Consider the following 26,887-nt stretch of genomic DNA (forward strand, 5'->3'; position numbering starts at 1 on the left):
TGGGTTTGATCCTGATTGGCGCGCGGGCAACAATTCTGGCCGTGCCGATGGCGAATTCCACTCTGCCCGAAGCGCTTGGCCTGATGGCCCGCGGCCTCTGGCAGGATCTGGGGCTTACATTGCTGCTGACCTTCGCGACTCTGTCGGCGCTGCGCTCACTGCCGCGCGGGCGCAACGCGGCAAGGGCCACCCGTCTGTTCACCTTCCTTGCCAGCACCGTGATGCTCTGGTCGCTGATCAATATCGTGGCGGTACGCATGCTCGGCTCTCCGGTGACCGCCGACTGGCTCGCGTTTTCGGACATCGAACGCGCGGGCACCGTTCCCAATGCGCTGCGCAGGCTGCTTGGGCTGCGCGAGGCGCTGCTGGCACTGGCGGCCCTGACCGTCCTGCTGGGCGGGGCGCGCATCCTTTCGCGCCATCCCGGCAAGCGCGCGATTGCAGGGGCTCTCATGGCGGCCTATGCGCTGATCACGATCTGGGGGCTGGCGCTGAGCGACGGGCCCGCGCCGGTCTCGCGGGGGCGGCTGGTCAATCCGGTGATCGCCTTTCTGGGGTCTTTTGGCGATGACGGCGGGCTTGTCGGCCTGTCCGAGCTGGGTGCCGGAACGCTGCGCACCCAGATGCCCTTCGGCCCCGCCACACCGCTCGCGCGCCCGCCGATACCCGAAAAGCCGCTGCGCAACGTGATCCTTTTCGCGCTGGAATCCGTGCCCGCCCGCCAGGCGCAGGGCTGGGAAGGCACCCACCCCGTCACGCCGAACCTCGCCGCAAGCCTCGATCACGCGCTGGCCTTCGACCGGGCCTACGCGCATGTCCCCGCCTCGAATTACTTCCTCGTCTCGGCCTTCGGCGCGCTTATCCCCGAGCTTTCCACCGATCTGATGACGGCCAGCCGCCCCGGCCTTGACCTGACCACCCTGCCCGAGGTCCTGGGCGCAGCGGGGCTGCGAACCGCCTATTTCGAATCCGCCGACACCCGGTTTCAGGATGCCGAGACCTTCCTGAACGCCGAAGGCTTCGGCGTGGTGCGCGACTATCGCGACTGGGACTGCGCGGGCGGCATCTACGAGGTCGAAAGCGTTACCGACCGCTTCCTGACAACCTCGAACGATCTGTGCACCGTGCGCGAGGTCGAACGCTGGATCGCGCAGGAGCCCGACCAGCCCTTCTTTCTGGCGATGCGGACCGGGATGACGCATTACCCCTATTTCCCCGGCGCCGAGCCGCAGGTTTATGTCGAGGACCAGACGCATAACGACTATCTCAACGCGCTGCGCGTCGGCGATCAGGCCCTCGGCACGCTGATGGATTACCTCGACCGCTCGGAGCTGAGCGCGCAGACGCTCGTCATCGTTCTAGGCGATCACGGCGAGGCCTTTGGCGAGCACGGCACCTATGTCCATGCGGCGGCGGTGCATGAGGAGAACATCCGTATCCCCCTCGCCCTGATCAACCCGCAGCTATTCTCGGGGCAGCGAAGCGATCTGCTGGTGGGAATGATAGATGTGGCGCCGACGATCACCGACCTGCTTGGCATCGTCGCCCCCGCAAGCTGGCAGGGCCGCTCGGTCTTCGCGCCGGACAGGCAAGACGGGGTGTTTTTCTACGCGCCGTGGAACGGGTTTCAGGTCGGCTACCGCGAGGGCGACCGCAAATACATCTACAACGGAAACACCGGAGAAGAGCAGCTATACGACCTGCGCGCCGACCCGGACGAGCAGCACAACCTCGCACCGGACAACCCGGCCCTGGCTGCCGCTGCGCGTGACAAGCTGGGCGATGCGATCGCGGCGCAGAACGCCTTTACCGACCGGCTTTTGTCGGCGGGCGCGGTGGCGCCGCGGGCACCGGCGCGCGCCGATGAGATCGTCCTGGAGGTCAGCGGCACCCGGTATCAAAGCGCCCCGCGCGCCTGGATCACCCTTGATGGCGCGCATGTCGCCGTGATCGAGGTGACCGACGCCCCAAGCAACGCCGAGCGCGAAGCCCGGCAGGACGAGATCGACCGCGCCCTGATGACGTTCCGCCTGCCGGTAAGCGCACCGCCCTGCCCGCGCCAGATCGGGATCTATTTCCTCAATGACGAATGGGCGGGCGACGGCAAGTCCGGCGACACGGATCTTCTGGTCCGCTCGGTCCAGTTCGCAGGGCGCAGCTATTATTTCAACAGCTTCACGCTCTTGACCGAGGGCGCGGGCAAGAACGCGGGCGAGTATTTCCGCATGTCGCGCAGCGGCGAGTTCCGGGTCGAACTGGCACTCGACAAAGCCTGCCTCAGCGCGGGGCTTGCGCAGCCCTAGCTGCCCTCACTCTCTGCCGCCGCAACGTGCTGCTTGACCGCAAGGAAGCTGTCGGGCGTGACCGAGATCGCGTGAATCCCGGCCTTGACCAGAAGGCGCGCGAAATCGGGATCGTTGCTGGGCGCCTGACCGCAGAGGCCAATATGCCGCCCGTTGGCGCGGGCGCGGGCGATCACCGTCTCGATCATCCACAGCACCGCCGGGTCGCGCTCGCGGAACAGGCCCGCCAGTTGCGCCGAGTCGCGGTCCACCCCAAGGGTCAGCTGCGTCAGGTCGTTCGACCCAATCGAGAAGCCGTCGAAGCGCTTGGCGAATTCGTCGGCCAGGATCACGTTCGACGGGATCTCGCACATCACATAGACCTGCAATCCGGCCTCGCCGCGTGTCAGCCCGTTGGCGGCCATGACCTCAAGCACCCGGTCAGCTTCTTCGGGCGACCGACAGAAGGGGATCATCACGACGACATTGTCAAAGCCCATCTCCTCGCGCAGCCGCTTGATCGCGCGGCATTCCAGTGCGAACCCGTCGCGATAGGCGTCAGCGTAGTAGCGCGAGGCCCCGCGAAAGCCGATCATCGGGTTTTCCTCGGCGGGCTCGAACTGCCGCCCGCCCAGAAGATCGGCATATTCGTTGGTCTTGAAATCGCTCATCCGGACGATGGCCGGGTGCGGATACCAGGTCGCCGCAATGCGCGAGAGGCCCATGGCCAGCTTGTCCACGAAGTAGTCGGCCTTGTCGGCATAGCCCCGCGTCATCCGCGCAATCTGATCGCGCGCCTCGGGGTCGGTCAACTGATCGAAGCGCGTCAGCGCCAGCGGGTGCACCTTGACCACGTTCGAGATCACGAACTCCATCCGCGCAAGGCCCACCCCATCGGCCGGCAGCCGCCACCAGCGCGCGGCAGCCGCCGGGTTGGCGAGGTTCAGCATGACCTCGGTGCGGGTCTTGGGCACGGCATCCAGATGCAGCTCCTCAACCTCATATTCCGCGATCCCGGCATAGACGAAGCCATGATCGCCCTCGGCGCAGGAAACGGTGACCTCTTGCCCGTCATGCAGCAGATGCGTGGCGTTGCCGGTGCCGACGATGGCGGGCAGCCCAAGTTCGCGACTGACAATGGCGGCATGGCTGGTGCGCCCGCCGTGGTCGGTGATGATGGCGCGGGCACGTTTCATCACCGGCACCCAGTCGGGATCGGTGGTCGAGGTCACCAGCACCGCGCCATCAACGAAGCGGTCGATATCGGCGGCGCTCTCGATCATGCAGACCTCGCCCGCGGCGATCGCGTCGCCCACGCTCAGGCCGGTCAGCAGCTTCGCGCCCTTGTCCTTGATCTTGTAGGAGCGTAGCGCCCCCACATCGGCGCGCGACTGCACGGTTTCGGGGCGGGCCTGCACGATATAAAGCGCGCCGCTCTCGCCATCGCGGGCCCATTCCATGTCCATGGGCTGGCCATAGTGCCGCTCGATTGCGCAGGCCTGCCGCGCAAGGGCGAGGATCTCGGCATCGCTCAGCACAAAGGTCTCGCGTTCTGCCTTCGAGGTGGGCACGTTGCGCGTCGAGCCGCCCGCCTCTCCGGCATAGACCAGCTTGCGCTCCTTCTCGCCCAGCGATTTTTCAAGGATCGGGCTAAGGGCGGGGTTGTCGAGGAAGGGTTTGTAGACCTGGTACTCATCGGGGTTGACGGTGCCCTGCACCACGTTTTCCCCAAGCCCCCAGGCCGCGTTGATCAGCACGACCTTGTCGAAGCCCGACTCGGTGTCGATGCTGAACATCACCCCCGAGCCGCCGATATCCGAGCGCACCATCAGCTGGATGCCGATGGAAAGCGCAACCTTCTGATGCTCGAACCCCTTGAGCTGACGATAGGAAATCGCGCGGTCGGTGAAGAGCGACGCGTAGCACCTGCGGCACGCGGCCAGTAGCGCCGCCTCGCCGCGCACGTTCAGGAAGGTTTCCTGCTGGCCCGCGAAACTCGCGTCGGGCAGGTCTTCGGCGGTCGCGCTTGAGCGCACGGCCACCGCCGGATCGTCGCGCCCGACGCGCGCGCCCAGCGCCCGATAGGCCGCTACGATCTCATCCCGGATCGCCGCAGGCCAGGTGCCGCCCACAATCGCCGCGCGAATGCTGGCGCCGGTCTGCTGCAGGCTCGCGCGCCCGTCGGCCAGTTCGGCCAGCCGTGCGCCTAGCCCATCATCAAGCCCGTTTTCGGTCAGATAGCTGCGATAGGCATCAGCCGTGGTCGCAAATCCGGGGGGCACTTTGATGCCCTGCGCATCCATCGCGCGCACCATCTCCCCCAGCGAGGCATTCTTGCCGCCGACGACGCCGACATCGGTGCGTGCGATCTCTTCGAACCACGCCAGATAACGCGATTTCTTCACCATGGCTTCCTCCTCCCGATGCGGCAGGACAGCCCTTTGGGGCCGATCAGCGCACCCTCTGAGGCAATCCTGCACCCACCCGCGCGCAAGGCAAAGCCATTTCCGCCCTTGCGTGGCGGGACATTAGCGCGCACCGCGCCACGGCACGGATCAACCGCAGCGTGCGCCCGGGAAAATCGGCACACCGCCATCTGCTGGTCCCAGCCTTGCCATGATCTGATCACAATTCGGGAGGACGATGGAATCGTATCATTCTCGCTTGTTGTGTATTCCATCCGTCCCCTCTCGACCCCTGACCGGAAAAAATGATGAACCAGATGGTTGCAGTCCCGAGTGAAACCCACGTTGAGTTGCCTGTCGGCACTCAGCTTCTGAATGGGCAGTATCAGCTGTTGAACCACCTCCAGCAGGGCGGGTTCGGCATCACCTATGTCGCGCGCGACAGCCTTGAGCGTCAGGTGGTCATCAAGGAATGCTTCCCTGCGGGTTACTGCAAGCGCGAGGGCAATGAGGTTCACGCGAACTCCGAGCAGGCCGACAAGCAGTTCCAGTCGCTCAAGCGCCAGTTCCTGCGCGAGGCGCGCCGGATGGCCAAACTGCGCCATCCCCATATCGTCGCCATCCACCAGGTCTTCGAGGAAAACAACAGCGCCTATATGGCCCTTGATTACGTCGAGGGCACCGATCTGATCACCGTGCTCGAAGAGAACCCCGAGCGCCTGTCGCCCCGTTTCCTGGAATCCGCGCTGATGCAGACACTGGAGGCGGTGCAATACATCCATTCGCACGGGCTCTTGCACCGCGACATCGCCCCCGACAACATCCGCGTCAACGACCAGGACGAGATCACGCTGATCGACTTCGGCGCCGCGCGCGAGCATCAGCCCACCGGCGGCGCGCCGATGGTGACCACGCTCGTCGCGGTAAAAGACGGCTATTCGCCGCACGAATTCTATCTGGCCAGCAACATGCACGACTTTTCGAGCGATCTTTATTCGCTCGGAGCGACCTTCTACCACCTGATCACCGGGATCGTTCCGCCCAACTGCCAGCAACGCCTGTCAGCGGTGTCCTCGGGCATGACCGACCCCTATGTGCCGCTTGCGGATGGCGATTGGGATATCGGCTACAACCTGCTGGCCACCATCGACCGCTCACTTGAGGTGCTGCGCGAGAACCGCTTCCTCAACACCAAGCAATGGCTCAAGGCGCTGGAAGAAACGCCCAAGGTGCGCCCTGCCCGCCCCAAGCCGGTTGTGTTCGACACCAAGCTGGATGCCGCCGTGTCGATGCTGGTGCAGGAGACCAACATGACGCTGCCCTCGAAGGCGGCCAAGCAGCCGGCTGGTCCCGCGCCGGAGGCACGCCAGGAGCCGGAGCACAGCGAGCCTTCGGATCTGCCGAGCAAGCAGTGGGTCGATATCCTTGGGAACCCGATCGACGACCTCTCGGCCTGGCATGAGGAACAAAGCGACGACCTGCGGGCCGATGAGCACCGGGGCAACATGCACGACAGACACCACGACAGCGCCGCGCGCGGCAAGGGCCGGACCGGCTATGAAGGAAAATCGGTCATCGTCGGCCTGCTCATGCGCTGTCTCGCCCGCAACCCCGCCTCGCGCGCGGCCTGATTCCGAAAACACGGAGCCCCTGTTATGAAATTCATTCGCGATCTTATTTCTGAAAAGCGTAGCGCCAAGCAGTCGGACGTTTCGATTCCGCCGGCAGTCTGGGACGAGGAAACCTCGGTTGTACCCGAACCGGTCGAGATCCTCCCGACCGAAGCCCCCGACGTGCTGGCACTGACCCCGCAGGACGCGGTCGCCGAGGACTTCGCGCCACTCGACGAGGAGCTGGACGGCGAGGAGGCTTTCGCCGAAGACGCCGCGCTGGAAGAAGAGATCGACGAGGAGTTCGAGCAGGATCTCGAGGACGCCGCCTTTGCCGAGGATGAAGACGGCTACGAATTGCCCGCACCCGAGTTCGACGCGTTGGAAGACGAAGCGCTGGATGACGAGACGCTGGCCGATGAGGCCGCACTTGACGCCTTCGCCGAGGAGCCTTTCGAGGACGCTCTGGATGAGGTCGAGGAAATGGTCGAAGCCGGGATGCCGGAGGAGGAAACGGTCGAGCCCTTCGAACGCCGCAAGCTCTGGACCAGCCTGCGCGACGAAGCCTATGCAACCGAGGCCGAAGAGCCGTTCATCGCCGCCCCGGAGCCGATGGACGAGACCGCGCGGGCGATTGCTGCGCTCGATCTTGCCAAGCCCACGGCCCCCGCGGTCGAGACCGATGACTCGCTTGATCTGAGCGGCCTGCCCTTCATTCATGTCGGCGGCGCGGCCCCGGCGGCGGATCTCGGCCTTGAGGTCCCGACCCCTTCGGTCGGGCGTGGCTCCGGTCGTTCGGGCCGGGTCAAGACGCGCCTTCTGGGCTTCAACCCCGGCGGGCTTGCCCCGGCGAGCCCCTTCGAGAAAGCCGCAGCCCCGGCCGATACCAACTTCCCGGTGGGCTGGATGGTCGTCGTGTCGGGCCCTGGTCGCGGCGCCTCCTTCCCGCTCTATGATGGCGTCGCCAAGATCGGCCGCGGCGAGGATCAGGCGATCGCACTGAACTTCGGCGACAGCGCCATCTCGCGCGAAAACCACGCCGCGGTGGCCTACGATTCCGAGCAGAACGCCTTTTACATCGGCCAGAGCGGCAAGGCGAACCTTGTGCGCCTCAACAACAAGCCGCTGCTGAGTACCGAGCAGATCCGCTCGGGCGATCAGGTCCGGCTGGGCGAGACGACCCTGCGCTTCGTCGCACTGTGCGGAGAGGATTTCTCCTGGGATGCAGCCTCGCAAAATGATGTGAAACATGCTGGATGAGTTCGAGTTTCATTATGATGCCGCCACCGCGCTGGCACAGGGACAACGCGACCAGCAGGAAGATGCGGTCGCGACGAACTTCCCCGATGGCTCGGGGCTAGGGTTCATCGTCCTTGCCGACGGTATGGGCGGCTATGCCGCGGGCGAGCTGGCCAGCCAGATCGTCGTGGCCGAGTTGTGCGACCATCTGCGCGCGCACTCAGCCGACCCTACACATCTTGAAAGCAACATCGGCCCGATCCTGCGCGATGCGCTGGAGCGTGCAAACGATCTGGTCGCCCGCTACACGACCATGCGCCCCGACCTCTACGGCATGGGGGCGACGGTTGTCGCGCCGATCATCGTCGGGAACCGGCTCTACTGGATTTCGGTGGGCGATTCGCCGCTGTACCTGCTGCGCGGCAACCGCATGTTCCGCCTCAACCAGGAACATTCGATGGCCCGCCAGATGGAGATGATGGTGGCCACCGGCGAGTTGACGCGCCTTGAGGCCGACCAGAACCCCGACCGGTTCTGCCTGACCTCGGTTCTGATCGGCGAGAGCATCCCCGAGATTGACTGCCGCGACGTTCCGGTCGAGTTGCAGGACGGCGATATCGTCATCGCTGCCAGCGACGGGCTCCAGTTCCTCGATGAGGCGCATATCGCCAAACTCGTGCATGAGCACCGGGACAGCACCAGCGCCGAGATCAACGCGCGGCTGATGCAGGAGATCCTCGATCTGGACGACCCCGATCAGGACAATGTCTCGATCTGTGTGCTCAAGATCAGCAAGCAGGTCAAGGCGGCGATGCCTCCGCGCAACCCGCCGCCTGACCACCGCTCGTCGCGCTGGTCGACCCTGCGCAAGACCGTCCTGCTTCGGGTGCATCGCCCCGAGAAGCGGGTCGCCTTCAGCGCAACGGCGGCATACGAGGGCTGAAGGCCATGGCACCGCTCGAACAGATCGCAACTCAGCTGCAGCGGGCGCTGGACCGGGGTGCTCTTCCCCCCGAAGGGCAGTCGATCGGTCAGCGCCTTCTGACACATCTGAACAGCCCGACCCGGATAGCCGTGATCGGCCACCCCGGATCGGGCAAATCCAGCCTTGTAAACATGCTTCTGGGCGAGCAACTGATGCCCGATCTGGGCCGTGTGGCGGCACTTGAGTTGTGGTACGGCCCGGCCCCGCGCGCGCTGTTCGAATTGCCCGATGGAAGCGTGCGCGCCAAAGACGGGCTGGTTGATCCCGCGCATATCCCCGCAGGCACTTTCCGCATCCGCCAGGAACTGCCCGACCCGCGGCTGCGCAAGCGCCGTTTTCTGGAACTGACGCTGAGCGAGGGCGGGGCGGACCAGCCCGCCCTGCTTGAGTGGATGGCCAAGCGCACCGATATCGCCATCTGGTGCACCCAGCAGTTCAACGATCTTGAGCGCGCAGCCTGGGCCGGGGTTCCCGATCATCTCAAGGACCATAGCTTCCTTGCGCTGACCATGGCGGACCGGCTGCACATGCGCGGGGAGCTTGGCGGCCGGATTGCCGCGCTGCAGCCCGTCGTCGCCGAGGAGTTCCTACGGCTCTACCCGGTTGCCACCCGGCAGGCGATCGCCGCGCGCGAGGCCGCCAAGCAGACCAATGAAAAGCTCTGGTCGGCGAGCGGAGGCAAAGCCCTGTTCGACGGTATCCAGCAACAGATCGACGTGGCCCGCTCGGCCGATCTGGACCACGTTCACATCCTGCTCGACCGCTACAAGGTCGCGCTTGATGAGCCCAAGCCGGAACCCGCTCCCAAGGCACAGGCCGCACCCGCGCCCGAGCGCCCGGCCGCCCCGCCGAAGCCCCGTGTCGATATTGCCGATGCCGTCCGCCGCGCCACCCAGCACGATCCGAAGCCCGAGCCTGCCCGCGTCATCGACCGCGCTCTGGCGCTGCTGCAGGGCTGCGCACAGGAACTGATCGAGACCCCCGAGGCCACCGCAGGCGCGTCAAGCGACGCGATTCTCGAGCGGTGTTCGCAGGCTGCGGAAGAGCTGGTCACGCTGCTGTCGTCCTCCGATGACCGCTCGGAAGAGATCGAGGCCTTCCGTGAGGACGCCATCGAGGGAGAGCAGATGCTGATGTTGCTCCGGCTCGAACGCTCTGAAAACGCGGCAGCGGATGCACTGACAGTGCTGGTGCAGATGAAGAAGGAGATGTCCGAACGGCGGGCGCGATGAAATGCGCCAATACCGCCGCCTGACACAGCCACGTCAAGCTTTGACCACATTCCGAGTCAAGAATGCGGGGAAGTCAGAAAAGTATTTTTCATGAATGCCATGCTCAAGTTCATTCCGAAGACCCAGGAAACCGCCAAGACAGGTGAGGCATGACGATAGTGCCCCAGATCACAACGGGTGACCGACTCACGTCGATTGCGCCGCGCGAATGCCTGAACGCCGGGCTGGAGCCGCTGGCCGATTTCGCCGCGCGCGTGAAAGAGGTCGAGGCGACTCTGGAGACGCTCGAACATGTCGCGGGCGACGCGGCGGCCCGGTCTGTTGCGCGTCTGCGCCACGAACTGGCCGAGTTCGAGCCGGCGATCACCTTCCTCGGACAGGTCAAGGCGGGCAAGACCACGCTGGTCAACGCGCTCGCCGGCTGGTCCGATCTGCTGCCCGCCGACGTGAACCCCTGGACCTCGGTCGTCACCTCGCTGCACCTGCTGCCCGGCGCGCACCGCAAGGAGGTGGGCGCCCGCTTTCAGTTGATGAAGGAAGATGAGTGGGATCGCCTGCTCAACAAGGGCGGTCGTCTGGGCGAACTGGCGCAGCGCGCCGATGCCGAGGGCGAACTGGCCAAGATCCGCGAACAGATCGAGGCGCTGCGCGAGAAATCCCGCCGCCGCCTGGGCAAGAAGTTCGAGCTACTGCTGGGGCAGGAGCACGAATACGGCTATTTCGACAAGAACCTGCTGGAACGCTACATCTGCCTTGGCGACGACTTCCTGGATGAAGACGCGCCCGAGGAAGAAGAGCACCAGGGCCGTTTCGCCGATATCACGCGTGCGGCGGACCTCTACCTGCATTGCCAGACCATGCCGATGCAGATGTGCCTGCGCGACACGCCAGGTGTGAACGACACCTTCCTGATGCGCGAGCAGGTCACCATCAATGCCGTGCGCGAAAGCCGGATCTGCGTCGTGGTGCTCTCGGCCCATCAGGCGCTGACTTCCGTCGATATGGGTCTGATCCGCCTGATCTCGAACCTGCATTCGCGCGACGTGGTGATCTTCGTCAACCGCATCGACGAGCTGCGTGACCCCGCCCAGCAAGTGCCCGAGATCGAGCAAAGTATCCGCGACACGCTGGCCAAGCACAATGGCCCGCAGGACGCCGAGATCATCTTTGGCAGCGGCTACTGGGCCAACAAGGTGCTGTCCGAAAGCCTCGACGAGATGTCGAAGGCCAGTTCGGACGCGCTGGTGAACTGGGCACAGCGCGAGCTGGTGGATTCCAAGCTGGACCTGACGCCTGCCGAAATGGTCTGGCACCTGTCGGGCCTGCCCAAGCTTAACCGTGCGATTGCCGATCAGATCGTCACGACCCTCGGCAATCCCAAGCTGCGCAAGATCGCCAGCGCCGCCGTAACCATCGCCAGCGGCCTGCAAGCGGCGAATATCGTGCGTATCGAGGGCGAGAGCGCCGATACTTCGGTCAGCTTCAACCAGGTAGCCGGCGAGTTCGACGACCTGGCGGCCCGGCACATCAAAGCCCTGCAAGATCAACTGACGACGGTGACCGGCGCCTATCACGACCGCGCCGACCGGGCGCACGCGAATTTCGTCGAGCGCGCGACCCATTCGCTGATCGAGCATCTGGAGCGCAACGGCGATCACGAGGTCTGGGAATACGATCCGACCGGGCTTCGCGTGCTGCTGAAATCGGCCTATTCGGTCTATAGCTCTCGCGCGCAAACCGCCGCGAACACCTGCTACAAGGCGGCGGTGATCGACATTGCGGAACTGCTCTACAAGTCCTTCGGCAATGCGATCGAGGGCATTCAGCTTTCGATCCCCGAAGCGCCCGATCCGCCCGCGCCGGTGATGCTTGCCCAGACCATCGTGCTCGATTTCAATGACGGCTGGTGGGTCTCGTGGTGGCGCCGGACGCGCGGCTACAAGGCCTTTGCCCAGCGTTTCTACGGGATGATCTCTGCCGAGACCGCAGATTTCATGGCCCAGTTCAAGACGATCCCGCCACAGGATTTCAACGCGCAGATGGAGGCGGTGCTGAAGGGGCTGCTCGATCAATGTCATGACCTGCTGTTCGAGATCGGCAGCAGTCGCGGCAACAAGGAGCACTTGCAAAGCCTGCTGCTGAACGGCGAAGAGCGCGACCGCCGCGAGGTGATCGACAGCCTGCTCGAAACGCTTCAGGTCCATGTGGCGCGCACCAGCGAAGAGGCGCTAGCGATATGACCGACACGATCCAGACCGGCGCACGCCGCAAACCGCGCCTTGTGCTGATGGGCGAGTTCAGCGCGGGCAAGAGCACCCTGTCGAATATTCTGCTGGAGGGCGAGGCCCTGCCCATGCGCGTGACCGCAACGCGCCTGCCCCCGGTACATATCACGTACGGCGCCCCCTCGGCCTTTGCCGAGCATCGCGACGGCACCCGGACCGAGATCAACCCCGCCGAACTGGGCGCGGTCAACCTCGATGAGACGCGCTGGATCCACCTGACGATGGAGGCCGACACGCTCGAGCTGTGCGACCTGATTGACATGCCCGGCATCTCGGACCCGAACATGCCTTCCGATATCTGGGACGCGGTGATGGAAAAGGCCGACCACGTCATCTGGTGCACCCATGCGACGCAGGCATGGCGGCAATCCGAAGCGGCGACCTGGGGCCGGATGCTGCCCTATACGCGCGGCAAGAACCTGCTACTGATCACCCAGTTCGACAAGCTGCGCAACCCGCGCGACAAGAGCCGCGTTCTGAACCGCGTGCGCAACGAGGTCGATGGGCTGTTCACCCAGATCTACCCGGTCTCACTGCTTGAGGCGCTTGAGGCGGGTGACGATTATGACGCCTGGCAGGCGAGCGGCGCGGCCGAGTTCCTCGAACACCTCGTCGAGATTCTGATGGAAACGGGCAGCGCGTTGCAGCAGCCTGTCGGCGCCAAGCCGGCGACCGAACGCCCCACCCTGCCGCCGGCGATGGAGGCGGCACCGCCTTGCGCCGAAGCTCCGACCGCCGCGCCAATCGTGCCCCGCCGCGTCCACGTCAAGACGACCACAACCGCCCGCCCTCGACCTGATAACGTGGCTGATCTAAAGCTAGAGACATAAGGACCCCGCCCAAGGAAAGACGAAGATGCAGATTCAGGACCATCTCGACCAGCTGCTCAACGACGCGCCCGGCTGCCGCCTCGCGACGTTCGGTGACTTGTCGTCTGGTCTGATCCTGAAATGGAGCGCCCCGTCACCCTGCCCGCGTGAGGTTCTCGACCAACTCTCCGAACAATCGGCAGGCTGTTTTGCGCTGCTCGACCCGGCGCTGCTGCCCGAAGGTATCCCGGCGCCGGAGTACGGGCAGGCCGTGATGACCTTCACCGATCGCGCGACCCGCGTTTTCGCGCGCAGCGCGGGCGCGCCTGACGACATTGTCGGCGCTGTATTCGCGCCGCAGACCGATGCACATACCGCGCTGAGCCTGACCAGGGAGGCGGCTGAAAAGCTCGCAGGCCCGCAATGAGCGCCTCGAAACGCAAGACACAGGGCAAAACCGTGGCGACCGAGGATCAGCTGAGCCGCCTGCTCGACCGCTTGTCGAGCGCCCCCGAGTCGCTCGCCGCAGAACGTCAGTCGCTGCCGCAATCCGCCGATTCGCGTCTACAATTCCTGCTGCGCGAGATCGACGAGACCGTTCTGCCACGCCACCTCGACCTGCTTGCGGGCGGGCAACGAGTCGCGCGGCTGACCGTCTCGAACCGGCGCCTGATCGATATCGACACGCCTGGCCGCGCTGCGCCCCCCGAAGACCCGCAGGCGATGGCCGAGCTTTTCGCCGAAAGCCTGACCAAGCTTGCGCGCATGGCCGGGGATATGGCGTTGCAGGTGACGCGCCGCACCGCCCTGCCCTCTCACCCCGAGGCGGCCTGTTCGGTCCATACGCTCGAACAACTGCTCGGGATCGAGCCGAGCCACATTCCCTTCGAGCGGCTCTGCCGCCAGATCGAGGCCAAAGCCCTTTCGCAACTGGCGTGGACCAACGGCTCGGAAGCGGCGACGGGCGCGCCCGAATGGGCACCCGCACTGCGTGACATCGCCGCGCGCTACCGCGCGATGCACTCCAAACCGCGCAAGGCCCCCCGCATCCGCCTGATGCGCACCGAGGGCATCGTCCTCCCCCTCTCCGACGATCTGATCGTCGCGATCATCTCGCTTGCCGAGAACGGCCTTGCTGCCGTCTTGCCGCGCGCCGAGGGGCTTGCCCTGATCGCGGCCTGGCAACACCCCGCCTAGCTTCCCTGACACGCGGCAGATCAGCGCCGCAAAATAAGCGTTGCTATTTTTTAGACGATCGGTCTATAAATCGAAATGAGCAACGCATCCCCCCTTTCCCGCAATCGCGGTCGGCCCCGGAAATCACCCGAGGAAATGGCGCATCTGCACAATGCGCTGATCCGTGCGGGGCTTGTCGTGCTGACCGAGAAAGGTTTTTCCGCCGTCGGAATCGACGAGATCCTGCGCCTTGCTGGCGTGCCCAAGGGATCATTTTACGCCTATTACGACAGCAAGGAGGCTTTCGGCCGTGCGCTGATCGACGCCTATGCCGGGTATTTCGCGACCAAACTCGACCGCTGGTTTCTGGACGAAGCATTGACGCCGCTCGCACGGCTGCACGCCTTCGTCGAGGATGCGAAAGCAGGCATGGCGCGGCACGGCTTCACGCGCGGCTGCCTTGTGGGAAACCTCGGACAAGAGATGGGCACCCTGCCCCCGTCGTTCCGCAGACAACTGACAGATGTCTTGCTCGACTGGCAGGCCCGCACCGCCACCTGTCTGCGCGCGGCGCAGGCCGCGGGCGAGATCGGCCCCGAGGCCGATTGCGACCAGTTGGCAGAGATTTTCTGGATCGGATGGGAGGGCGCGGTTCTGCGCGCCAAGCTCGAACTCTCGCCCGCACCGCTTGACACCTTCGCGGCAGGCTTTCTGGCCATGCTGCGCTGACCCGATCACCCAAAGGAGGACGACCATGTTTCGCGCAATCCTGCTCGAGAAGAATGAGAACGGCACCCAGGCCCGCGTGGCCGAAGTTGACGAAAGCCAGCTTCCCGAGGGGGATGTGACCGTTCGCGTCGCCTATTCGACGCTGAACTACAAGGACGCGCTGGCCATCACCGGCAAGGGACCCGTGGTGCGCAGCTGGCCGATGGTTCCGGGGATCGACTTTTCGGGCGTGGTCGAGGCTTCGGCCCACCCCGACTACAAGCCGGGCGACCGGGTGGTTCTGAATGGCTGGGGTGTGGGTGAAGGCCACTGGGGCGGTCTGGCCGACAAAGCCCGCGTGAAGGGCGATTGGCTGGTGCCGCTACAGGCGCCTTTCACCGCACGCGACGCGATGGCGATCGGCACGGCGGGCTATACGGCCATGCTCTGCGTCATGGCGCTTGAGCGTTACGGCATCACCCCCGATCAGGGCGACATTCTTGTTACCGGCGCCGCGGGCGGCGTGGGCAGCGTGGCAGTCGCGCTACTGGCCAAGCTTGGCTATCGCGTCGTGGCAATGACGGGCCGCCCGGAAGAGGCCAGCTACCTGCAAGATCTGGGCGCGGCCGAGGTTATTCCGCGCGGTGACTACTCGGAACCCGGTCGTCCGCTGGCGAAAGAGCGTTGGGCTGGCGCGGTGGATGTCGCGGGCGGTCAGGTTCTGGCCAATGTCTGCGCATCGCTGAAATATCGCGGCGCCGTCGCGGCCTGCGGCCTGGCGGGCGGCATGTCTCTGCCCGCGACCGTCGCACCCTTCATCTTGCGCGGCGTGGCGCTTTTGGGCGTGGACAGCGTGATGTGCCCGCGCGCCGAACGGCTTGAGGCATGGCGCCGCCTCGCACAAGACCTCGACCCCGGCAAGCTCGCTGGCCTGACCGAGGAGATCGCCTTTGGCGATGTCATCGATACCGCCGGAAAGCTGATTGCTGGCAGCCAGCGCGGGCGCGTCGTCGTGCCGATCGCCCCCAAGCTTGCCTAACCAACCGCATTACCCAGACAGGAGTTCTTCATGACCGCAACACATATCAGCCGCTTCGCCGTTCCCGAACTTGATACAATGCCCGAGGATCTGCGCGAGCGCATTCTTGGCGTGCAGGAGAAGTCCGGCTTCATCCCCAATATCTTCCTTGCCCTTGCGCACCGGCCCGACGAGTTCCGTGCCTTCTTCGCGTATCACGACGCACTGATGGAAAAGCCGGGCAACCTGAGCAAAGCTGAGCGCGAGATGATCGTCGTGGCGACATCGAATATCAACCAGTGCCAGTATTGCGTCGTGGCGCATGGGGCGATCTTGCGCATTCGCGCGAAGAACCCGCTGATCGCCGATCAGGTAGCGATCAACTACCGCAAGGCCGACCTGACGCCGCGCCAGAAAGCGATGCTCGACTTCGCGATGAAGGTTTCGGGCCCCGCCTATGAGGTCGGCGAGGCCGACTTCGAGACGCTCGCCGAACACGGCTTCGATAAGGAAGACATCTGGGACATCGCCGGCATCGCCGCTTTCTTCGGCCTGTCGAACCGGATGGCAAATGTCAGCAACCTTCGCCCCAATGACGAGTTCTTCGCGATGGGTCGCAATATCTGAAAAAGCTGCGGGGCGACGGTATGCGTCGCCCCGCTCTTTATTGTTTGCTGTCGTCTGTCAGGTGGCGGGCAGGCCATCGGCGTCGAAGTGGAAGGTTTTCTGCGCACTGAACCCGAGGCGCAGCGATTGCCCCGCTTCGATCGAATGCTGGCCGAAGAGGCGCGCGGTGACCTGATGGCTCTGCACATTCGCAATCACGTTGGTGTCGCCCCCCAGATGCTCGACATGGATGACCTGAGCCAGCAGAGGCCCGTCATCCGAGAGGAACAGGTCCTCGGGACGCACGCCCATGGTGCGATCATCGCCCTCATTCACCAGCCCGGCCGGGAAGAAGTTCATCGAGGGTGATCCCAGGAACCCCGCGACGAACTGGTTGGCAGGGTTGTTGTACAGCTCCATCGGGCTGCCGATCTGTTCGACGCGACCGTCGCGCAGCACAACGATCTTGTCGGCAAGCGTCATCGCCTCGGTCTGGTCGTGGGTGACATAGATCATCGAGGCCGACAACTGCCGGTGCAGATTGGCGATCTCGATCCGGGTGTTCATCCGCAGCGCCGCATCGAGGTTCGAGAGCGGCTCGTCGAACAGGAAGATCTTGGGCTCACGCACGATAGCCCGCCCGATTGCCACACGCTGACGCTGGCCGCCGGAAAGCTCGGACGGGTATCTGTCCAGATAGGGATCGAGATTGAGCATGCGCGCCGCATTGGCCACGCGCTGTTCGATCACATCCTTGGGTTGCCCCTCCTGGCGAAGCGCCAGCGACATGTTCTTGCGCACGCTCAGATGCGGGTAAAGTGCATAGGACTGGAACACCATCGCGATGCCGCGCTTCGACGGAGGCGTCAGGTTGACCTGCTCGCCGGCGATGCGGATTTCTCCCGAAGTGGCGTCTTCCAGTCCCGCGATCACGCGCAGCAGCGTGGACTTGCCGCAGCCCGAGGGTCCGACGAACACCACGAATTCACCATCCTCGACGGTCAGGCTGATGTCCTTCAGGACATGCACGGCCCCGAAAGACTTGTTCACATTGGTCAGCGTCAGTGCAGTCATGGCGTGGGCTCCTCAAGCGAAACGGGGTGGCCGATACGGATGGGCCAGACAATCCGGGCGCGGCGGGATGGGGCCGCGCGACGTGCATTCAGGGCGAGGGCAATCATTTCACTGCCCCCGAGGTGATCCCGCGGATCAGTTGGCGCGAGAAGATGACATAGAGGGCCAGCACCGGCAGGATCGCGAAACTCAGTGCCGAGAGAACGGCGTTCCAGTCGGTCACGAACTGGCCGATGAAGACCTGCGAGCCAAGCGTGAGCGTCTTGGTGGCCTCGGTCGGCGCCAGGATTAGCGGGAACCAAAGGTCGTTCCAGATCGGGATCATGTTGAACACGGCCACGGTCGCCATCGCCGGACGCACAAGCGGCAGCACAAGCCGGAAGAAGATCGTGTATTCCGACAGCCCGTCGATACGCCCGGCGTTCTTGAGGTCATCCGACACCTGGCGCATGAATTCAGACAGGATGAAGACGGCCAGTGGAAGGCCCTGCGCGGTATAGACCAGGATCAGCGCCCAGAGGGTATTCACAAGGCCCGTACTGACCATAAGATCCAGGATTGCCACGGTGCCGATGCGGATCGGGATCATGATGCCAAGCGCAAGGTAAAGCCCCAGCAGCTTGCTGCCACGGAAGCGGTACTCCGACAGCGCATAGGCCGCCATTGCGCCAAACAGCAGGATCAGGAACAGCGACGCCACGGTGACGATCATCGAGTTCTGGAAGTAGAGGAAGAAATCCCCCTGCTTGAGCACCGTCTGGTAGCCGATCAACGAGAAGCTCTCGGTGTCAGGCAGCGCCAGCGGCTCCTTGAAGATCGCTTTGCGGGTCTTGAAGCTGTTGATCAGGATCACGAAGACCGGGAACAGCGCGATCAGGGTGTAGAAGATCAGCGCGCCATGCATCGCGAAGGTATTCAGCGGGTTCGTGCGGGCCTTGTTCATGGGCTTGCTCCTCACAGCTGGTAGCGACGCATCCGGGACTGGACGCCGTAGAGATAGAGACACACACCAACCAGGATGATCGCGAACATGGCGCTGGCGATGGCCGAACCCATGTGGGGGTCGCCGAGTTGCAGCTGGAAGCCGAAGAAGGTGCGATACATGAAGGTGCCGAGAATATCGGTCGAGTAATCCGGCCCCGCGAGCGCGCCCTGAGAGGCGTAGATCAGGTCGAAAGCGTTGAAATTGCCCACGAAGGTCAGGATCGAGATGATGCCGATCGATGGCAGGATCAGCGGCAGCTTGATCTTCCAGAAGGCCGCCATTCCGGTGATGCCGTCCACCTCGCCCGCCTCGATCACTTCGTCGGGGATGGACAGAAGCGCCGCGTAGATCAGCATCATCGGGATGCCGACGAACTGCCAGACCGAGATCAGCGCCAGTGTGGTCAGCGCATATTCCTCTTTGCCCAGCCAGGGCGCGAACAGCGATTTCAGCCCGACCGCATCAAGCATCGAGGGTGCGATACCCCAGATTGGCGACAGGATCAGCTTCCACGCGAAGCCCACGATGACGAAGGACAGGATCGTGGGCACGAAGATAGCCGAGCGGTAAAGCGCGCTGAAGCGCAGGCGCGGATGGCTCAGGATCGCTGCCAGCACGATGCCGATGGGGTTTTGCACCAGCATGTGGATCAGGAAGAACCAGAAGTTGTTGCCGAGCGCGTTCCAGAACTGCTCGGACCAGATCGGGTCGAAGAACAGGGTGCGGAAGTTGTCCAGCCCGACGAAAACGCGCTCTTGATCGATCTTGCTGAACAGCGCCAGACGTAGCGTGTTGACCAGCGGAAAGATCATGACGGCGGTGTAGATGACGACGGCGGGCGCCAGGAACACTGGGATGTGCCAGCGGATACGTGGGCGGGTCATGTGTGCCTCCGGTTCTGGGTTCCCGAGCGGATGGCTCCGCTCGGGTAGATCATCTGACGGGAGGGTCAGTTCTGCGGCTTATACCAGCTGTCGAGGCCAGCCTGCAGTTTCACGCCCAGCTCCTCGGGCGTCGAGGTGCCCTTGATCGCCGCCACCGAAGCGCCCCAGGTATCGTTCTCGAGGTTCGGGGTGCCGCGCGACAGGATCTGATAGGTCGAGCGGATGCTGCGTTCGCAGTCATTGCGCCAGCCGACGAATTCCTTCGCAAGCGGATCGGACAGTTCGACCGGCGTATCCGACAGCGGGAAGAAGCCCGGCAGCGCGTTGCCGAAGATCTCGGCGAACTCGGGGCTGGCGACCCACGACAGGAAGGCGCGTGCCGCCTCGGGGTTGGCGCTGGCGGCGTTCATGCCGATGCCGACGTCAGTGTGGTCCGAGATGTAGCAGGTATCGCCCGCAGCTTTCACCGGCGGCTTGAAGGCGCCCATCTCGAATTCGGCCTGAGCGTTGAAGCCCGAAATCTCCCACGAGCCCGCCGGATAGATCGCCGCACGGCCAAGCGTGAACAGGTTCTGGCTGTCGGGATAGGTCTGCGCCTCGTAGCCGTCGCCCAGGTAGGGCGCCCACTTGGACAGCGTCGCATAGGGCTCGACCCACTGCGGATCGGTCAGCTTCTGCTCGCCGCGGATCAGCGCCAGACGGCCCTCTTCACCCTTCCAGTAGTTCGGGCCGATGTTGTTATAGCCCATGGTCGCGGCTTCCCACTGGTCGTTGGTGCCCATTGCCATCGGGATATAGCTGCCGTCTTCCTTGATCTTCTCGAGCGCCGCGAAGAACTCCTCTTCGGTCACGGGCACTTCGATGCCCAGTTCGGCGAAGGCGTCCTTGTTGTAGATGAAGCCGTGGATGACCGAGGCCATCGGCACGCAGAAGGTGGCCGCGCCGTCATCGGTCTGCCAGGCAGCTTTCGCCACGTCAGAGAAGTTCGACATCGCGTCAAGATCGCTCAGGTCGGTCAGATGCCCGGCCTGATAGAGCGCCAGCGACGCGTCGAACGGGCGGCAGGTGATCAGATCGCCGGCCGAACCCGCATCGAGCTTGGAGTTCAGAACCGCGTTGTAATCTGCGGGGGCGGTCGGCGTGAACTGGACCTTGATGCCAGGATGCTTGGCCTCGAAGGCGGGGATGATCTTGTCCTGCCACAGCGCGAGGTCATCGTTGCGCCAGCTCTCGATGGTCAGAGCGGCATCCTGTGCCTGCGCGCCGGTCGCAACCAGAGCGGTGCTGAGCAGCGCCATCTTGAGATAGGTATGTTTCATATCGTTATTCTCCTGTTTGGACGAGTTTGTTCAGCGAAGCCGCGCCAGCGCGCCCCGCAGATTTCCGTTGGTCTGTTCGAGAAGGTCTTGCGCCTCGGCGGGCGAAATGCCCCCCGCGGCAATCAGTGTTGCGGGCTTGACCGCGCCCTGTGCGGCATCAAGCGCCGCCTCGGCCACCTGCGGATCGACATGCGCCGCCTGCGCGACGATACCGGCCGCACGCGCCCGAAGCTTGATGTTATCGGCGCGCAGATTGACCATCATCCCGTCGTAGACATGGCCCAGTTCGAGCGCCATCAGCGTCGAAAGCATGTTGAGCGCGATCTTCTGCGCGGTCCCCGCCCCCATCCGGGTCGAGCCCGAAAGCACTTCCGGCGGCGTGGGTAGCAAGATCGCGTGATGCGCCAGATTCAAGAGCGGCGTATCGCCGTTATTCGCGATCCCGACCACCGTTGCACCCCGCGCCCGGGCGATCTCAGCCGCCGCGACCGTGTAGGGGGTCGTACCGCTGGCAGAGACAGCGATCACCGTGTCGGACGGCCCCAGATCCGCCAGCGCGAGGGCCAGCCCCTCGGTGTCATCCTCGGTGCCGCCGGGCATCTCAACCCCGGTCGGCAAACCACCCGCCATATGAATGCGCAGCTGTTCGGAGGAGATCGAAAAGGTTCCACCCAGCTCCTGCGCGTCTGCGGCGGCCATAAGCCCCGAGGAGCCGGCCGCGATATAATGCAGCCGCGCACCAGCCCCGATCGAAGCAGCCATCGCGGTAGCGCCCGACACGATCTGCGGCAGCGCCGCGCGAACCGCTACAGCGGCCGCGATCTGACCTTCGACCAGAAGCGCCGCAACTTCGGCAGGCAGCTTCTGATCCAACCCAACCGCATCGCGGTGCAAGCCCTCTGTCACGTGTCTTTTCACCTGATTCCCCCCTCAAGCTCCAACAAGAATACCTATATAATACCTTTTGTCCAGCATTTCGTTAGTGGTTCTGGATAGGTTTGTTTTATCGCAAAGATTCCACGCCATTGGTTCTCTTTTTTCTTCCATTATCTCGTAAGGTATTATAATGGTCTTCTCATGAGCGATTCATTGAACAATGCGATCATCGCCATTGATGGCGGAGGAACCCGGTGCCGGGTGGCACTGGACGATGGCCGCCTGACGCGCGCGATCGAAACCGGCTCAGCCAATGTCTCGACCGATTTCGATGGTGCGGTTGCGCAGATGATCGAGGGCATGAACCTTCTGGCGCGCAAGGTCGACCTTCCGGTCCAGGCGCTTTGGAGCCTTCCGGCATTTGTCGGCCTCGCAGGAGTGACCGGAGCGGATATGCGCGCACGGCTATGTGCAGCGCTGCCCTTTACCGCCGTACGCGTCGAAGATGACCGCCCCGCCGCACTGCGCGGTGCGCTCGGAGATCGCGATGGCGTGGTTGCACATTGCGGAACAGGCTCGTTTTTCGCCGCGCAGATCCGGGGGGTGATGCGCCTTGCCGGTGGCTGGGGGCCAGTGCTCGGGGATCGTGCCTCGGCGCAATGGGTCGGGCGCGAAGCACTGCGCGCGACCCTTGATTGCGTCGATGATCTGCAGGAATGCACGCCGCTCGCAAACCGTCTGCTGTCCGAGATGGGCGGCAGCGCCGGAATTGTGCGGTTTGCCAGCCGCGCGCGCCCCGTGGACTTCGGCGCGCTGGCGCCTTTGGTTACCGATTACGCCGGAAAAGGTGACGCACTTGCGCTTGGGGTCATGGCAACGGGCGCATCCGAGATTGCAGCACTTATTCCGCAAATGGGTTGGGTTCCGGGTCAGGCGATCTGCCTGACCGGCGGCATCGGCCCCCACTTCATGCAATTCCTGCCCGCTGCCATGCTGGCCGATGTGGCAGCCCCGCAAGGCTCCCCGCTTGATGGCGCCCTGACGTTGGCGCGCGAATTTGCCAAGGAGATCGCCCATGAACGCAGCTGAGTTTCTACGCCCGGAAAACTGGCTCGGCTCTGGCGAGGGGCCGCGCTATGTGCAGCTACGCCGCAGGCTGATCGAGGGTATCGAGACCGGCGCGCTGCCGCCCAACTCATCGTTGCCGCCCGAGCGCGAAATCGCAGAACTGACCGAGCTTTCGCGCGTAACCGTCCGCAAGGCTATTCAGGGATTGGTGCGCGAAGGCCTTATCGAACAAAGGCAGGGCTCCGGTTCCTTCGTGCGCGAACCGGTCACCAGGCTGGAACAGTCGCTCTCGCATCTGACCTCGTTCACCGAGGACATGGCGCAGCGCGGGATGCAGACCACCTCGACCTGGCTTGAACGCGGCGTCTTCATGGCCTCGCCCGAAGAAATCGCGGCCTTCGGTCTGAATGCAGGCGCGAATGTCGCGCGCATCTACCGGCTACGCGAGGCGGGTGGGCGCCCGATGGCGCTGGAGCGTGCGGCGCTGCCGCTCGACATCCTGCCCAACCCGATCGAGGTGACGACGTCGCTATACGAAGTGCTCGAACGGAAGGGCAACCGCCCCGTTCGGGCGGTGCAGAAGATCTCGGCCATCAACCTCGAGGCGCGTGAGGCCGCCTTGCTGGGGGTCGCCGAGGGGGCTGCGGGCCTCAGTATCGCCCGCACATCCTACCTTGCGACCGGTCGGGTCGCGGAACTGACCCATTCGCTATATCGCGGTGACGCTTACGACTTCGTGGCCGAACTGCGCCTTTGACAAGGAAAGGCTGCCAGACCATGTCCATTACCAACACCCTGATGCGTCAGGAGATCCTCGAGATCCCTGCCGCAGTCGACCGGCTTTTGACCAACGGCGCGCAAGAGATCGCCGCGACCGCCGCCAAGGCGCGCGAACTCGATCCGCGGTTTCTTGTGTCGGTGGCGCGCGGATCGTCCGACCACGCATGCTCTTACCTGAAATACGCAAGCGAGCTGCTGCTGCGGCGGCCGATGGCCTCGGTCGGGCCGTCGGTGACCTCGATCTACGGAGCCGATCTGGAGGCCGCCGGGGCGTTGTGCATCTCGATCTCGCAATCGGGCCAAAGCCCCGACATCGTGCGGATGACCGAGTCGTTGCGGCGCTCGGGCGCGCTGACGGTTGCGATCACCAATAACCCGGCCTCGCGTCTGGCAGAGGCCGCCGAGGCCACGCTGCCAATTCATGCGGGCCCCGAAATCAGCGTAGCCGCCACCAAGACCTTCGTGACCTCTGTCGTGGCGGGCCTGTGGCTGCTGGCCGCAATCAAGGACGACCGCGAACTGCTTGCAGCAATTCACGCCCTGCCCCGCCATCTTGAGGCGGCGACCGGCTGCGACTGGTCAGCCGCTGCGGACGCAATCGACGGGCGGTCGTTGTTCACCCTTGGTCGCGGGCCCTCGCTGGCGATCTCGAACGAGGCGGCGCTGAAATTCAAGGAAACCTGCCTGATCCACGCCGAAAGCTATTCCTCGGCAGAGGTGCTGCACGGCCCGGTTTCCATCGTCGAGCAGGGTTTCCCCGTGATCGCCTTCGCCGCACGCGATGCGGCCGAGGAAACACTGGCTGCAACCGCAGATGAAATGGCTGCGAAAGGGGCAAAGGTATTTGCCACCACCGACCGTGTACAGCGCGCCACGCGCCTGCCGCATGTGCGTACCGAACACTGGATGACCGATCCGGTGGCCGCGATCGTTTCCTTCTACGGCATGGTTGAGGCTGTCGCGGTGCGCCGTGGTATCGACCCTGACAAACCGCGCCATCTGAACAAGGTGACGGAGACGGTATGACCCAGCAAACCCTGACGTTCCTGAACGGACCGATCTTCGATGGCCTACAGTTGCGCACGGGCCTTGCCGCGCGTTTCGAGGGCGGCAAACTCGCCGCCCTGGGCCCGGAGAACGTGATCGGACGCGCCGGCAAGATCGTGGATCTCGCGGGCGACATTCTCGGCCCTGGCTACGTTGATTTGCAGGTGAACGGCGGCGACGGGGTGATGTTCAACGACGATCCCTCGGTCTCCACACTGCGCCGGATCGCGGGCGCTCACCGCCGCCTCGGGGTCGCAGCCCTGCTGCCCACGCTGATCACCGACACGCGCGAAAAGACGCAAGCGGCCATCGCAGCGGCAATAGAGGCCGTGCGCGAAGCCGTTCCGGGCATTGCCGGGCTGCACCTTGAAGGTCCGCATCTGTCGCTGGCGCGTAAAGGCGCGCATGACCCGGCCCTTATCCGCCCGATGGACGATGAGGATCTGGCGATGCTGCTTGCCGCGGCGGCGGAGCTCCCGGTGCTCAAGATCACGATTGCGCCCGAGAACGTGACGCTTGAGCAGGTTCAAACCCTCGCCCGCGCAGGTGTGCTTGTTTCCCTCGGCCATAGCGACGCGAATTTTGACACCTGCCAAGCTTATTTCGCGGCCGGGGCGCGATGTGTCACGCATCTTTTCAACGCCATGAGCCAACTGGGCAATCGCAACCCGGGATTGGTCGGCGCGACGCTGGCCAATGGCGCGGTCTCTGCCGGGTTGATTGCCGATGGCATTCATGTGCACCCGCAATCGCTCCGCGCCGCCTGGGCCGCGAAAACCGGGCCGGGACGGCTGTTCCTTGTCAGCGACGCCATGGCCGTGGCGGGTAGCGATGCAACCCAGTTCACGCTGGAAGGCCGATTGATCCGACGCGAGGGCGGCCGCCTGACGCTTGAAGACGGCACACTGGCCGGAGCCGATCTCGACCTGACAACCGCGATCCGCGTGCTGGTCAACGACGTCGGCGTAAGCCTGCCAGAAGCCCTGCGCGCGGCCACCTCGGCACCGGCCGCAATCATTGGCCAAACGACCCAGGGGCAATTGGCGATCGGGTGCAAGCTGGATAGCGTAATCCGGATCGATGCGCTGCTCGGCACGGTCGCCCAGGCCGGGTGAGCGCCAACTGCCGCAGTAACATGTCCCCCGTCAGCGCCCCTGGGACATCTGAGTTGATTTTGTAACGGAGGGTTTCTGGCTCATCGTAACCACCAAGGAGTGAAGATGAGCCAGAAACCCGGAACAGCGAAGCCGACGGCGGAGTCGATGGTGAAGGAGATCCGCCGGCGGACGCGGAAGCATCATTCCGCCTGACCTGCCCCCTGCTGGTCCCTCATTCATAACGAGAGTCTGCAGGTTGGATTTTGGTATTCCGGTTCCGCATCTGGCGCAAGCGCGCCGGGCGCGGAGCCCTCAAATTGCTCAAGCGTCCGGCGCGCTTGCTGCGGCGTCAGGTTCTTCAACGAGGAATGCGGCCTGACCGCATTGTAGTCGTAGCGCCAGAGGGCCAGCTTTCGCCGTGCGTCGTCGAGGCTGTCGAAGATTTCCTCGTTGAGCAGCTCGTCCCGCAGGCTGCCGTTGAAGCTTTCGATGAACGCGTTCTGCTGCGGCCTGCCGGGATCGATGTAGTGCCACGGCACGGTGTTCTCGTCAGCCCATTTCAGGATCGCCCGACTGGTGAACTCGGTGCCGTTGTCGCTGACGATGCAGCCGGGCTTGCCGTAGATCCGGATCAGGGCGCTGAGCTCCCGGGCAACCCGTGCGCCGGACAGGCTGGTGTCCGCGACAAGGCACAGGCATTCCCGCGTGCAATCGTCGATCACCGCCAGCATCCGGAACTTCCGCGAGGCGCCGAAGCTGTCGGACACGAAGTCCAATGACCAACGCGCGTTGGGATGCGTGGCAACCGGCATCGGCGCCCTCGTGCCGCGCGCCCGTTTCCGGCCGCGCCGCCGTCTCACCGACAGCCCTTCTTCGCGGTAGATCCTGTAGAGCTTCTTGTGGTTCATGCTCATGCCCTTGCGTTCCAGCAGCACGCCGATCCGGCGATACCCGAACCGACGCCGCGTGCTGGCGATCTCCTTGCGGATCTCGGCGCAGTCCGGCGGGCGTTCACGCCGGACTGCCTTGGGATCGACACCGACCAGCCTGCAGGCTCGGCGCTGCGAGAGGTCGTGATCCCGCATCACTCGGAGCGCCGCGTCTCGCCGCTTCGTCAATGTCGTCAACTCTTTCCCAGCAGATCTTTCAAGACGACATTGTCCAGCATGGTGTCCGCCAACAGGCGCTTGAGCTTGGCATTCTCGTCCTCCAGCGCCTTCAACCTGGCGGCCTCCGACACGTCCATGCCGCCATACTTGGCCTTCAGTTTGTAGAACGTCGCGGTGCTCAAGCCGTGCCTGCGGCACACCTCAGCCGTCGGCATCCCGGCCTCCTGTTCCTTGATCATCCCGATTATCTGCGCCTCGGTGAAACGGCTCTTACGCATGTGTCTGCTCCTTCA

Annotated in this window: 23 protein-coding genes; 16 read left to right on the forward strand and 7 right to left on the reverse strand. The window is 64.2% G+C overall.

Features of this window, described 5'->3' with window-relative positions:
* The first annotated feature begins 47 nt into the window (after positions 1 to 47).
* The gene (locus N3C64_RS03070) at positions 48 to 2,303 is read left to right on the forward strand and encodes a sulfatase family protein (protein ID WP_260011706.1); all 2,256 of its coding nucleotides are present in this window, start codon (positions 48 to 50) and stop codon (positions 2,301 to 2,303) included.
* On the opposite strand, the gene ppsA is transcribed toward N3C64_RS03070, so the two are convergent.
* Positions 2,300 to 4,690 carry a phosphoenolpyruvate synthase gene (gene ppsA, locus N3C64_RS03075; RefSeq protein WP_260011709.1) on the reverse strand — a complete coding sequence of 797 codons (2,391 nt, stop codon included), beginning with the start codon at positions 4,688 to 4,690 and terminating at the stop codon, positions 2,300 to 2,302. The two genes, N3C64_RS03070 and ppsA, sit on opposite strands and share 4 nt — an antisense overlap.
* Positions 4,691 to 4,995: 305 nt before the next feature.
* Here ppsA and N3C64_RS03080 point away from each other — a divergent pair, with 305 nt between their 5' ends.
* The 11 genes from N3C64_RS03080 to N3C64_RS03130 all read left to right on the forward strand — a co-directional run bounded on the left by N3C64_RS03080 (position 4,996) and on the right by N3C64_RS03130 (position 16,376).
* Entirely contained in the window at positions 4,996 to 6,318 is a 1,323-nt protein-coding gene (locus tag N3C64_RS03080; protein WP_260011711.1) for a serine/threonine-protein kinase, read from the forward strand.
* Positions 6,319 to 6,342: 24 nt separating this feature from the next.
* Positions 6,343 to 7,557, forward strand: a complete 1,215-nt coding sequence (locus tag N3C64_RS03085; protein ID WP_260011712.1) for an FHA domain-containing protein — start codon at positions 6,343 to 6,345, stop codon at positions 7,555 to 7,557.
* The gene (locus N3C64_RS03090; protein ID WP_260011713.1) at positions 7,547 to 8,479 is read left to right on the forward strand and encodes a PP2C family protein-serine/threonine phosphatase; all 933 of its coding nucleotides are present in this window, start codon (positions 7,547 to 7,549) and stop codon (positions 8,477 to 8,479) included. The genes N3C64_RS03085 and N3C64_RS03090 overlap by 11 nt, the downstream gene beginning before the upstream one ends.
* A 5-nt stretch (positions 8,480 to 8,484) precedes the next feature.
* On the forward strand, positions 8,485 to 9,753 hold the full coding sequence (locus tag N3C64_RS03095) for a putative GTPase (protein WP_260011721.1): 1,269 nt from the start codon (positions 8,485 to 8,487) through the stop codon (positions 9,751 to 9,753).
* Positions 9,754 to 9,902: 149 nt separating this feature from the next.
* Positions 9,903 to 11,993 (forward strand): dynamin family protein, encoded by a 2,091-nt coding sequence (locus N3C64_RS03100; RefSeq protein ID WP_260011723.1) that lies wholly within the window; start codon positions 9,903 to 9,905, stop codon positions 11,991 to 11,993.
* A complete protein-coding gene (locus N3C64_RS03105) occupies positions 11,990 to 12,868 on the forward strand; it encodes a dynamin family protein (RefSeq protein WP_260011725.1) in 879 nt (292 codons plus the stop codon). Before N3C64_RS03100 ends, N3C64_RS03105 begins: the two co-directional genes overlap by 4 nt.
* Before the next feature lie 25 nt (positions 12,869 to 12,893).
* A complete protein-coding gene (locus N3C64_RS03110; protein ID WP_260011727.1) occupies positions 12,894 to 13,274 on the forward strand; it encodes a hypothetical protein in 381 nt (126 codons plus the stop codon).
* Positions 13,271 to 14,044, forward strand: coding sequence for a hypothetical protein (locus tag N3C64_RS03115; RefSeq protein WP_260011729.1), 774 nt, complete (start codon positions 13,271 to 13,273; stop codon positions 14,042 to 14,044). Before N3C64_RS03110 ends, N3C64_RS03115 begins: the two co-directional genes overlap by 4 nt.
* Positions 14,045 to 14,119: 75 nt before the next feature.
* On the forward strand, positions 14,120 to 14,752 hold the full coding sequence (gene acuR, locus N3C64_RS03120; protein WP_446033354.1) for an acrylate utilization transcriptional regulator AcuR: 633 nt from the start codon (positions 14,120 to 14,122) through the stop codon (positions 14,750 to 14,752).
* Positions 14,753 to 14,777: 25 nt separating this feature from the next.
* A complete protein-coding gene (acuI, locus tag N3C64_RS03125) occupies positions 14,778 to 15,770 on the forward strand; it encodes an acrylyl-CoA reductase (NADPH) (protein ID WP_260011733.1) in 993 nt (330 codons plus the stop codon).
* 30 nt (positions 15,771 to 15,800) lie between these two features.
* Positions 15,801 to 16,376, forward strand: a complete 576-nt coding sequence (locus N3C64_RS03130) for a peroxidase-related enzyme (protein ID WP_260011735.1) — start codon at positions 15,801 to 15,803, stop codon at positions 16,374 to 16,376.
* Between the two features lie 57 nt (positions 16,377 to 16,433).
* On the opposite strand, the gene N3C64_RS03135 is transcribed toward N3C64_RS03130, so the two are convergent.
* The 5 genes from N3C64_RS03135 to N3C64_RS03155 form a co-directional block, all read right to left on the reverse strand.
* The gene (locus N3C64_RS03135) at positions 16,434 to 17,429 is read right to left on the reverse strand and encodes an ABC transporter ATP-binding protein (RefSeq protein ID WP_260011737.1); all 996 of its coding nucleotides are present in this window, start codon (positions 17,427 to 17,429) and stop codon (positions 16,434 to 16,436) included.
* A 103-nt stretch (positions 17,430 to 17,532) separates the two neighbouring features.
* Positions 17,533 to 18,372 carry a carbohydrate ABC transporter permease gene (locus tag N3C64_RS03140; RefSeq protein WP_218630300.1) on the reverse strand — a complete coding sequence of 280 codons (840 nt, stop codon included), beginning with the start codon at positions 18,370 to 18,372 and terminating at the stop codon, positions 17,533 to 17,535.
* Positions 18,373 to 18,383: 11 nt separating this feature from the next.
* Entirely contained in the window at positions 18,384 to 19,298 is a 915-nt protein-coding gene (locus N3C64_RS03145; protein WP_218630301.1) for a carbohydrate ABC transporter permease, read from the reverse strand.
* A gap of 65 nt (positions 19,299 to 19,363) precedes the next feature.
* Positions 19,364 to 20,617 (reverse strand): ABC transporter substrate-binding protein, encoded by a 1,254-nt coding sequence (locus tag N3C64_RS03150; protein ID WP_260011739.1) that lies wholly within the window; start codon positions 20,615 to 20,617, stop codon positions 19,364 to 19,366.
* Between the two features lie 30 nt (positions 20,618 to 20,647).
* A complete protein-coding gene (locus N3C64_RS03155; protein WP_260011741.1) occupies positions 20,648 to 21,535 on the reverse strand; it encodes an N-acetylmuramic acid 6-phosphate etherase in 888 nt (295 codons plus the stop codon).
* Between the two features lie 159 nt (positions 21,536 to 21,694).
* Between N3C64_RS03155 and N3C64_RS03160 the strand changes: the two genes are divergently transcribed.
* From N3C64_RS03160 to nagA, 4 genes are read left to right on the forward strand one after another with little or no spacing between them, the layout of a single operon-like run.
* Positions 21,695 to 22,582, forward strand: coding sequence for a glucosamine kinase nucleotide-binding domain-containing protein (locus N3C64_RS03160; protein WP_260011743.1), 888 nt, complete (start codon positions 21,695 to 21,697; stop codon positions 22,580 to 22,582).
* Positions 22,569 to 23,318 carry a GntR family transcriptional regulator gene (locus tag N3C64_RS03165; protein ID WP_260011745.1) on the forward strand — a complete coding sequence of 250 codons (750 nt, stop codon included), beginning with the start codon at positions 22,569 to 22,571 and terminating at the stop codon, positions 23,316 to 23,318. Before N3C64_RS03160 ends, N3C64_RS03165 begins: the two co-directional genes overlap by 14 nt.
* Positions 23,319 to 23,338: 20 nt before the next feature.
* Complete coding sequence (locus N3C64_RS03170) at positions 23,339 to 24,367, forward strand: SIS domain-containing protein (RefSeq protein ID WP_260011747.1); 1,029 nt, start codon at positions 23,339 to 23,341, stop codon at positions 24,365 to 24,367.
* Positions 24,364 to 25,503, forward strand: coding sequence for an N-acetylglucosamine-6-phosphate deacetylase (gene nagA, locus N3C64_RS03175; protein WP_260011749.1), 1,140 nt, complete (start codon positions 24,364 to 24,366; stop codon positions 25,501 to 25,503). Before N3C64_RS03170 ends, nagA begins: the two co-directional genes overlap by 4 nt.
* Before the next feature lie 218 nt (positions 25,504 to 25,721).
* On the opposite strand, the gene N3C64_RS03180 is transcribed toward nagA, so the two are convergent.
* Positions 25,722 to 26,872, reverse strand: a protein-coding gene (locus tag N3C64_RS03180; RefSeq protein ID WP_260011751.1) for an IS3 family transposase whose coding sequence is annotated in 2 segments (ribosomal slippage) — positions 25,722 to 26,623 and positions 26,623 to 26,872 — 1,152 coding nt in all. Because the reading frame shifts where the segments join, the coding sequence is not laid out codon by codon here.
* Positions 26,873 to 26,887: the final 15 nt, after the last annotated feature.

It is taken from the genome of Sedimentimonas flavescens, assembly GCF_025154035.1.
Lineage (GTDB): Bacteria > Pseudomonadota > Alphaproteobacteria > Rhodobacterales > Rhodobacteraceae > Rhodobacter > Rhodobacter flavescens.

What these genes read in the sequence shown, in the direction of transcription:
- N3C64_RS03070 (WP_260011706.1), top strand. Translation starts at nt 48, where the DNA reads ATGGCGAATTCCACTCTGCCCGAAGCGCTTGGCCTGATGGCCCGCGGC.
- ppsA (WP_260011709.1), bottom strand. Translation starts at nt 4,690, where the DNA reads ATGGTGAAGAAATCGCGTTATCTGGCGTGGTTCGAAGAGATCGCACGC.
- N3C64_RS03080 (WP_260011711.1), top strand. Translation starts at nt 4,996, where the DNA reads ATGAACCAGATGGTTGCAGTCCCGAGTGAAACCCACGTTGAGTTGCCT.
- N3C64_RS03085 (WP_260011712.1), top strand. Translation starts at nt 6,343, where the DNA reads ATGAAATTCATTCGCGATCTTATTTCTGAAAAGCGTAGCGCCAAGCAG.
- N3C64_RS03090 (WP_260011713.1), top strand. Translation starts at nt 7,547, where the DNA reads ATGCTGGATGAGTTCGAGTTTCATTATGATGCCGCCACCGCGCTGGCA.
- N3C64_RS03095 (WP_260011721.1), top strand. Translation starts at nt 8,485, where the DNA reads ATGGCACCGCTCGAACAGATCGCAACTCAGCTGCAGCGGGCGCTGGAC.
- N3C64_RS03100 (WP_260011723.1), top strand. Translation starts at nt 9,903, where the DNA reads ATGACGATAGTGCCCCAGATCACAACGGGTGACCGACTCACGTCGATT.
- N3C64_RS03105 (WP_260011725.1), top strand. Translation starts at nt 11,990, where the DNA reads ATGACCGACACGATCCAGACCGGCGCACGCCGCAAACCGCGCCTTGTG.
- N3C64_RS03110 (WP_260011727.1), top strand. Translation starts at nt 12,894, where the DNA reads ATGCAGATTCAGGACCATCTCGACCAGCTGCTCAACGACGCGCCCGGC.
- N3C64_RS03115 (WP_260011729.1), top strand. Translation starts at nt 13,271, where the DNA reads ATGAGCGCCTCGAAACGCAAGACACAGGGCAAAACCGTGGCGACCGAG.
- acuR (WP_446033354.1), top strand. Translation starts at nt 14,120, where the DNA reads ATGAGCAACGCATCCCCCCTTTCCCGCAATCGCGGTCGGCCCCGGAAA.
- acuI (WP_260011733.1), top strand. Translation starts at nt 14,778, where the DNA reads ATGTTTCGCGCAATCCTGCTCGAGAAGAATGAGAACGGCACCCAGGCC.
- N3C64_RS03130 (WP_260011735.1), top strand. Translation starts at nt 15,801, where the DNA reads ATGACCGCAACACATATCAGCCGCTTCGCCGTTCCCGAACTTGATACA.
- N3C64_RS03135 (WP_260011737.1), bottom strand. Translation starts at nt 17,429, where the DNA reads ATGACTGCACTGACGCTGACCAATGTGAACAAGTCTTTCGGGGCCGTG.
- N3C64_RS03140 (WP_218630300.1), bottom strand. Translation starts at nt 18,372, where the DNA reads ATGAACAAGGCCCGCACGAACCCGCTGAATACCTTCGCGATGCATGGC.
- N3C64_RS03145 (WP_218630301.1), bottom strand. Translation starts at nt 19,298, where the DNA reads ATGACCCGCCCACGTATCCGCTGGCACATCCCAGTGTTCCTGGCGCCC.
- N3C64_RS03150 (WP_260011739.1), bottom strand. Translation starts at nt 20,617, where the DNA reads ATGAAACATACCTATCTCAAGATGGCGCTGCTCAGCACCGCTCTGGTT.
- N3C64_RS03160 (WP_260011743.1), top strand. Translation starts at nt 21,695, where the DNA reads ATGAGCGATTCATTGAACAATGCGATCATCGCCATTGATGGCGGAGGA.
- N3C64_RS03165 (WP_260011745.1), top strand. Translation starts at nt 22,569, where the DNA reads ATGAACGCAGCTGAGTTTCTACGCCCGGAAAACTGGCTCGGCTCTGGC.
- N3C64_RS03170 (WP_260011747.1), top strand. Translation starts at nt 23,339, where the DNA reads ATGTCCATTACCAACACCCTGATGCGTCAGGAGATCCTCGAGATCCCT.
- nagA (WP_260011749.1), top strand. Translation starts at nt 24,364, where the DNA reads ATGACCCAGCAAACCCTGACGTTCCTGAACGGACCGATCTTCGATGGC.